The organism is Nocardiopsis sp. NPDC055824, assembly GCF_053616335.1.
In genome coordinates this window covers 1-7368 of record NZ_JBSHDN010000268.1, presented here as the reverse complement: position 1 = coordinate 7368, position 7368 = coordinate 1, and the positions used below count along the sequence as shown (strand labels likewise).

The following is a 7368-nucleotide window of genomic DNA, read 5'->3' as shown; positions in this document are numbered from 1 at the left end:
GGCCGGACGCGCACGGCCCGCGGGCCGGACGCGCACGGCGCACGCCGGGTCGGCCGTCCCGCCGCCCCTCCCCGTGCGGCGGCCGCCGCACGGGGAATTCCGGGGGCCGCCCGCCGAGCCGGTGACAACAAATTCCCACAAAGGACACGAAGAGGGACGCCCCTCGACGATCATCGCCCGGGGTCGGCATACTTCGCCCGTCGCGGCGGAAGGAAGAAGTCGTCACGAAACACGTCCGCCCGCTTTCGGGCAGGGGCGTGACGGACGACCACCCTTCCGAACGGAACGGATTCGCGCCGTCCCGTCCAGACCCGAAGGCCCCGACACCAAGAGACCGACAGATCCTATGGTGGAAGTCTGGCCAGGTAGTTCCTATCCGCTCGGTGCGACCTACGACGGGTCCGGCACCAATTTCTCCCTGTTCTCCGAAGCCGCCGAACGGGTGGACCTGTGTCTGTTCGACGACGACGGCGAGGAGACGCGCGTACCGCTGACCGAATACGACGGATTCGTCTGGCACGGGTACCTGCCCGGAATCGGCCCGGGGCAACAGTACGGGTACCGGGTGCACGGCCCCTACGCCCCGGAGCACGGTTTGCGGTGCAATCCTGACAAACTGCTCACCGATCCCTATGCGAAAGCCCTGAACGGCAATCTCACCTGGCACGAGTCGCTGTTCAGCTACCGCTTCGCCGACCCCGACCGCAAGAACACCGACGACAGCGCCCCCTACGTGCCCAAGTGCGTGGTGGTGAGCCCGTTCTTCGACTGGGGCAACGAGTCCCGCCCGCGCACCCCGTACCACCGGACGGTGATCTACGAGGCGCACGTGCGCGGCCTGACGATGCGCCACCCGGGCATCCCCGAGCACCAGAGGGGCACCTACTCGGGACTGGCGCACCCGGTGGTGATCGACTACCTCACCTCGCTGGGGGTGACGGCGGTCGAGCTCATGCCCGTCCACCACTTCGTGCCCGAGCACGCCATGGTGGCGCGCGGGCTGACCAACTACTGGGGGTACAACACCCTCTCCTTCCTGGCCCCGCACAGCGGGTACGCCGCCCGCGGCTCACGCGGCCAGCAGGTCCAGGAGTTCAAGGCGATGGTGAAGTCCCTGCACGAGGCGGGCATCGAGGTCCTGCTCGACGTGGTGTACAACCACACCGCGGAGGGCGACCACATGGGCCCCACGCTGTCCCTGCGCGGCATCGACAACCTCAGCTACTACCGGGTGAGCGACGAGGACCAGCGCTACTACCTCGACTACACCGGGTGCGGCAACAGCCTGAACGTCCGCCACCCGCACTCGCTGCAGCTCATCATGGACTCGCTGCGCTACTGGGTCCTGGAGATGCACGTGGACGGGTTCCGGTTCGACCTCGCCTCGGCCCTGGCCCGGGAGTTCCACGACGTCGACCGGCTCAGCACGTTCTTCGACATCGTCCAGCAGGACCCGGTGATCTCTCAGGTCAAACTGATCGCCGAGCCCTGGGACGTGGGTCCGGGCGGATACCAGGTGGGCAACTTCCCGCCGCTGTGGACCGAGTGGAACGGCAAGTACCGCGACACCGTCCGCGACTACTGGAGGGGCGAGCCCGTGATGGGCGAGCTCGCCTCGCGCCTGGCCGGGTCGAGCGACCTCTACCAGGACGACGGCCGCCGCCCGGTGGCCTCGATCAACTTCATCACCTGCCACGACGGCTTCACGCTCGCCGACCTGGTCTCGTACGACCACAAGCACAACGAGGCCAACGGCGAGGGCAACCGCGACGGCACCGACGACAACCGCTCCTGGAACCACGGGGTGGAGGGGGACACCGAGGACCCGGCGATCATCACGCTGCGCCGCCGCCAGGTGCGCAACTTCCTCACCACCCTGTACATGTCGCAGGGGGTGGTGATGCTCTCCCACGGTGACGAGGTGGGCCGCACCCAGGGCGGCAACAACAACGCCTACTGCCAGGACAACGAGATCGCCTGGATCGACTGGAAGAGCGCCGGGCTGGGGGAGGACGAGGAGCCCGACAACGACCTGCTGGACTACGTGCGCGGGCTGGCGCGCCTGCGGCGCGACCACCCGGTCTTCCGGCGGCGCCGCTTCTTCCGCGGCGGCCCGGTGGAGGAGGCCGCCGCCGGGGAGGGCGGCCTGACCGACATCGCGTGGCTGCGGCCGGACGGCAGGCCGATGTCCGGTGACGACTGGGACCCGGCCGGCCAGGCGCTGGGGGTGTTCCTCAACGGGGACGCCATCACCGAGCCCGATCCGCGCGGGCGGCGCATCCGGGACAGCTCCTTCCTGCTCCTGCTCAACAGCGGCGCGGACGCGGTGGACTTCACCGTCCCGGGAACCGAGTACGGGATGGCGTGGGAGACCGTCCTGGACACGGCCGAGCCGGATGTGTCCGGGAGGCCGTTCGTGGCCGCCTCCGGCCCGGTCCGGGTGATCGACCGGGCGCTGCTCCTGCTGCGCCGCGTGTCGCACAGGAACTCCTGACCCGGGGCCCGGGGAGGGCCGGGGCCGACCCCGGCCCTCTCCGGGCGGCCCGCCCCCGCACCCCCTACGCTGAGTGACCATGTCGACCGAACACGCCGGCGGCGCCGGCACCTCCGCTCCCGTCACGTTCCGCGAACTCCTGCCCTCGCCGGGCGCCGCAGGCGTCGACCCGGCCCTCGCGTACGCCTATCCGCCCGGCCTGGACCGCCCCTGGGTGCGAGCCAACATGGTGGCGAGCGCGGACGGCGGCGCGGTGGGGCCCTCGGGCCGCAGCCGCGACCTGTCCTCCGCTCCCGACCGCAGGCTGATGGGGGTGCTGCGCGGCCTGTGCGACGTGGTGCTGGTCGGAGCGGGCACGGCGCGCACGGAGGGGTACGGCCCGGTCCGGGCCAGGAAGGCGTGGGAGGGGTTGCGCGCCGGACGCGCCCGGACCCCCGCCGTGGCGGTCGTCTCCCGCTCGCTCGACCTCCCGGAGGAGCTGCTGACGGAGGCCCCCGAGGACGCCCGCACACTGGTCCTCACGACCAGGGGCGCGCCGGAGGAGCGGCGGCGGCGGGTGGCCCGGTACGCCGACGTCGTGGTGGTGGACGGGGCGTCGGTGACGCCGGCGCACGTGGTCGGGGAGCTGGCCGCGCGCGGGATGCGCCGGATCCTGACGGAGGGGGGACCGCACCTGCTGGGCGAGTTCGTGGCCGCCGGGCTCCTGGACGAGCTCTGCCTGACCCTGAGCCCGCACCTGCTGGGATCGGGGCCGCCCCGCATCGTGGCGGGAGGCCCCGGAGCCCCCGGAGCGCCGGAGGCGTGGTCACAACAGAGCACACCCGTGCGCATCGCGCACCTGCTGGAGGCGGAGGGGAACCTGTTCGCGCGTTACGTCAGGGGCTAGGGCGTCTCGCGGGGACGCGGCTGTAACCGGTCGGTTTCGGCCGCCCCACAACGACGCATGAACCATCCCGCAATCGGACATACCCGATGTGTGCCCTCCACTGGAATCACCGCCACGGGACACACCGCATTGACGGGGCTTACCGGCTTGGCCCCCGGCCGAGAGGATGAACGTAGTGCCGACGTCCGAAAACGGGTCCCCTCCGGTCTACCGGGAGATAGCCGAGGAACTACGCGGACAGATCCGCTCCGGGCGGTACGCCGACGGCGACCGCCTTCCCGGGGAGAACACCCTCATGGAGCGTCACGGAGTCGCCCGGGCGACGGCCCGGCAGGCGCTCTCCGTGCTGATCAACGAGGGCCTGGCCGTGGCCGTACGCGGCTCGGGCATCTACGTCCGCCTGTTCCGGCCGGTGCGAAGACACGGTGCGCGCCGCCTGTCCAAGGAGCTGTGGGGCCAGGGCCGGGCGATCTGGCAGACCGACGGCGAGGAACGGGGCTACGAGGTCGACGGGCTGTGCGTGGACGAGACCGTCGCGGACGGGCACGTGGCCCGCGCCCTGGGGCTGACCGAGGGGGGCGGGGTGCTCCGGCGCTCGCGCCGCTACCTCGTGGAGGGGAGGCCGGTCCAGCGCGCGGTCTCGTACCTGCCCCTGACGGTCCTGGTGGACTCCGCCGCGGCCAGGCGCGTCCGTGAGCACGACAGCGGCCCCGGCGGGATCTACGCTCGGCTGGCCGAGCTCGGGCAGGCGCCTGCCCACTTCACCGAGGAGATCCGGGTGCGCATGCCCACCCCGGAGGAGAGCCAGGAGCTGAGGCTGGCGCCCGGGACACCGGTGCTGGAGGTGGCGCGCACCGCGCTCACCTCCGAGCACCGCCCCGTGGAGTTCAACGAGATCACGATGGACGGCTCGGCGTACGTGCTCCAGTACGACTTCGACGCCTGACCGCCGCCCCGCCCGCGCACCGGCCCGTACACGGCGGGAGGGGCGCCGTTCCCGGCGCCCCTCCCCCGAACCCGGCTCAGCGACAGCCCCGCTTGGAAGCGAACACCAGGTACGCCAGCGACAGGAACACGAGTCCCACCGCCGGCGCCCCGGCGGCTGCGAAGAGCAGGGAGTTCGACTCGGTCATCGCCCACCGGGCCATGCCGGCCCCCAGGACGGTCGCCACGGCGAGCGCGCACACCGCGAGCACCATGGCGGAGACCAGGAGCTTGCGGTCGCTCCAGGGCTCGGGCCTGGCCAGCTCGGCCCGCCTCGTCGTGGTGCGGAGGCTCAGCTCCGCGGCCCACGCCAGCTCGCGGCCCGCGGCGGCCGCGCCCCCGGCGAGCACCCGGGCCCGCCCCCGTACCCCCGCGGTGGTCCGGTCCAGCCACCACAGCCCGTATCGAATCCTGCCCACACGCAGCGGCCGTCTGCTCACTCCGAGTGCCTGTTGCGTCGCAACCGCCATGTCACCCGCCTCACACGCACCGTACGACCACCGACCTCGTCGGTTGCCGTACCCGTCGCCCGGGCCACTGAACGTCGCCAGAGGTGAAGTTAGGCGGATATAGCCATGAAGGATGATTTACCGGCACCAGAGGCTCTATGTACCGGTCCGTCCGACAGGGGGCGCCGTGGCAGCATCAGGACACGATTCGGGGTAGCGTCGTCACATGGCTGACTCACCGGACCAGGCCCCGCACACCGGCGACGGGACCGAACGTCTTCCCCAGAGCGACCAGGAATGGCGCGACCGGCTCAACGCCCAGGAGTACGCCGTCCTCCGGCAGGCCGCCACCGAGCGCCCCTGGAGCGGCGCCTACGTCGACACGAGGACCAGCGGCGTCTACCGCTGCCGGGGCTGCGGGGCGGAGCTCTTCCGCTCCGACGAGAAGTTCGACTCCCACTGCGGCTGGCCCAGCTTCTTCGATCCGGCCGACTCCGACGCCGTCACCCTGCACGAGGACAGGTCCCTGGGCGCGGTGCGGACCGAGGTGCGGTGCGCCACCTGTGACTCCCACCTCGGCCACGTCTTCCACGGCGAGGGCTACGCCACCCCGACCGACGCCCGGTACTGCATCAACTCCGTCGCGCTCACCCTCGAACCGGCCGACTAGCACCTCCCCGCCCCGCCCCGGACGCGTGGTCCGGGGCGGTCGGCGCGCGTATCACCGTGCGCCCGCGACCCGCCCGCGACGGGATCGGGGATAATCGCATCCAGCGCGTCAACGGTCGGCCCCCTCGGCTGCCCGCGAGGCGCGGCGCGAAGGCCCCCGGACCACACCGGGTCCTCCGCGCACCAGCCGGCCCTCAGCCACCGGGCCGACCCCTCACAGCGGCAACCGATGTGCGGGCGACCCGACCGACCCGCGACGAAAGCGCTCGATGACCGACGACTCACCTTCCTCATCAGTCACCCACCGCCCCCCGGCACGCCCCCGGTTCGGCATGGCCCAGGGGTCGGGCCCCTGGCTGCTCCCCGCTCTCGGAGCCGCCGGGGCCGCCGTGCTGGCGGCACGGGGCTCCCGGGCCCGCACGGCGCTCGCCGTCCCTGTGGTCGCCCTCGCGGCTGGGATGACCTGGTTCTTCCGTGACCCCGAACGGGGGCCTGCGACCGGGCGGGTGCTGTCCGCGGCCGACGGCGTCGTACAGAGCCTCGACCTCCAGCCCGACGGGCGGATCCGGGTCGCGGTGTTCATGAACCCCCTCAACGTGCACGTCAACCGTGCACCCCTCGCCGGTGTGGTGACCGGTGTCGAGCACCGCCCCGGGGGTTTCCGCCCCGCATTCGACAAGGACAGCGAGCGTAATGAGCGCGTCATCTGGACCCTTGAAACCGAGATCGGTGAGATCACGGTCGTTCAAATCGCCGGCGCGATGGTCAGGCGTATCGTCCCGTATCTCGCTGCGGGGCAGAAGGTCGAACAAGGCGAGAGGATCGGTCTCATCCGGTTCGGGTCCCGGGTCGACGTCTACCTTCCGGCCGGGGTCGCCCCGGCGGTGGAGATCGGCCAGAAGGTCCGCTCCGGAGAAACCCGTCTTGACGCCGACTGAGAGCGCGGAGGGCGTGGCCGCGGCCGAACGGCCCGCGGGCGCCGTCGAGGCGGCCCCCCTGCTGCGCCTCGGCGTGGCCGACTACCTGACCCTGGGCAACGCCCTGTGCGGCTTCCTCGCCGTGTGGGCGCTGGTCGTGGCACAGACCGCCCACGCCGCCGCCGGGGCGGCCGGCCCGCTGCCGCGCACCGCGATGGCCACGGTCGTGGGCCTGATGATGGTCGCGGCCGCCCTCGACGTGCTCGACGGCCGGGTCGCCCGCAAGCTGGGCGGCAGCGGCATGGGCGCCGAGCTGGACAACCTCGCCGACGTGATCAGCTTCGGGTTCGCCCCGGCGTTCTTCTTCGTCGTGTGGGCCATGCAGGCCGGGGACGCCGGCCTGCTGCCGGTGGCCGCGGGCGGCGCGGTGCTGCTCGCGGTGATCGTGCGGCTGGCCCGGTTCTCCTGCCAGGCCCCGGGCGCGGACTACTTCACCGGGCTGCCCTGCCCGTTCGGCGCGATGGCGGTGGTGACGGTGGTGCTGCTCGACCCGCCCCTGCTCGCGGGGGTCGCGGCGGTGCTGCTCATCTCCTGGCTGATGGTGAGCCGCATGGAGTACCCCAAGCCCCGCGGCCGCAAGGCCTACGCGGTCCTGGGCGTGCTCGGCTTCGGCGTGGCCCTCATGGCCGCCTGGGGCATGGGGCTCCCCGCCGGGCAGTCGCTCATCTACCTGATGAGCGCGCTCGTGCTGGGCTTCATCGTGACGATCCCCTTCTACGTGCTGGCCACGCGGAGGTCCGCCTCCGCCCGGGGCTGAGGCGGGGACGCACGGGGAGCGCCCCGGACGGAGGCGAGGGCCTCCGCCCGGGGCGCTCCGCGTTCCCGGTCCGCCCCGGCTCCCCGACCGTCACCGACGGCGCGGCAGCCCGGGCGGTGGAACAGCGGGGGCCTGCCGGCGGCCGGTGGGAC

At 72.4% G+C, this 7368-nt stretch carries 7 protein-coding genes; 6 read left to right on the top strand and 1 reads right to left on the bottom strand.

Annotated elements, in window-relative coordinates:
* Positions 1-346: 346 nt before the first annotated feature.
* The 3 genes from glgX to ACWGL3_RS29725 all read left to right on the top strand — a co-directional run bounded on the left by glgX (position 347) and on the right by ACWGL3_RS29725 (position 4326).
* Complete coding sequence (gene glgX, locus ACWGL3_RS29735; protein WP_267949192.1) at positions 347-2494, top strand: glycogen debranching protein GlgX; 2148 nt, start codon at positions 347-349, stop codon at positions 2492-2494.
* A 79-nt stretch (positions 2495-2573) separates the two neighbouring features.
* Positions 2574-3380, top strand: coding sequence for a pyrimidine reductase family protein (locus ACWGL3_RS29730; protein WP_267949191.1), 807 nt, complete (start codon positions 2574-2576; stop codon positions 3378-3380).
* 166 nt (positions 3381-3546) lie between these two features.
* Positions 3547-4326: a GntR family transcriptional regulator gene (locus ACWGL3_RS29725; protein WP_267949190.1), complete on the top strand. Its 780-nt coding sequence runs from the start codon at positions 3547-3549 to the stop codon at positions 4324-4326.
* A gap of 76 nt (positions 4327-4402) precedes the next feature.
* On the opposite strand, the gene ACWGL3_RS29720 is transcribed toward ACWGL3_RS29725, so the two are convergent.
* Positions 4403-4834, bottom strand: a complete 432-nt coding sequence (locus tag ACWGL3_RS29720) for a hypothetical protein (protein WP_267949189.1) — start codon at positions 4832-4834, stop codon at positions 4403-4405.
* Between the two features lie 205 nt (positions 4835-5039).
* On the opposite strand from ACWGL3_RS29720, the gene msrB reads away from it, so the two are divergent.
* From msrB to ACWGL3_RS29705, 3 genes are all read left to right on the top strand, one after another.
* Positions 5040-5483 carry a peptide-methionine (R)-S-oxide reductase MsrB gene (gene msrB, locus ACWGL3_RS29715; protein ID WP_267949188.1) on the top strand — a complete coding sequence of 148 codons (444 nt, stop codon included), beginning with the start codon at positions 5040-5042 and terminating at the stop codon, positions 5481-5483.
* Between the two features lie 268 nt (positions 5484-5751).
* Complete coding sequence (locus ACWGL3_RS29710) at positions 5752-6420, top strand: phosphatidylserine decarboxylase (protein ID WP_267949187.1); 669 nt, start codon at positions 5752-5754, stop codon at positions 6418-6420.
* Entirely contained in the window at positions 6407-7216 is an 810-nt protein-coding gene (locus tag ACWGL3_RS29705) for a CDP-alcohol phosphatidyltransferase family protein (protein ID WP_267949186.1), read from the top strand. The genes ACWGL3_RS29710 and ACWGL3_RS29705 overlap by 14 nt, the downstream gene beginning before the upstream one ends.
* The last annotated feature ends 152 nt before the right edge of the window (positions 7217-7368 follow it).

Bases quoted from the DNA above. Each gene is read 5' to 3' on its own strand.
- glgX (WP_267949192.1), top strand. From the start codon at position 347: ATGGTGGAAGTCTGGCCAGGTAGTTCCTATCCGCTCGGTGCGACCTAC.
- ACWGL3_RS29720 (WP_267949189.1), bottom strand. From the start codon at position 4,834: ATGGCGGTTGCGACGCAACAGGCACTCGGAGTGAGCAGACGGCCGCTG.
- ACWGL3_RS29710 (WP_267949187.1), top strand. From the start codon at position 5,752: ATGACCGACGACTCACCTTCCTCATCAGTCACCCACCGCCCCCCGGCA.
- msrB (WP_267949188.1), top strand. From the start codon at position 5,040: ATGGCTGACTCACCGGACCAGGCCCCGCACACCGGCGACGGGACCGAA.
- ACWGL3_RS29725 (WP_267949190.1), top strand. From the start codon at position 3,547: ATGAACGTAGTGCCGACGTCCGAAAACGGGTCCCCTCCGGTCTACCGG.
- ACWGL3_RS29730 (WP_267949191.1), top strand. From the start codon at position 2,574: ATGTCGACCGAACACGCCGGCGGCGCCGGCACCTCCGCTCCCGTCACG.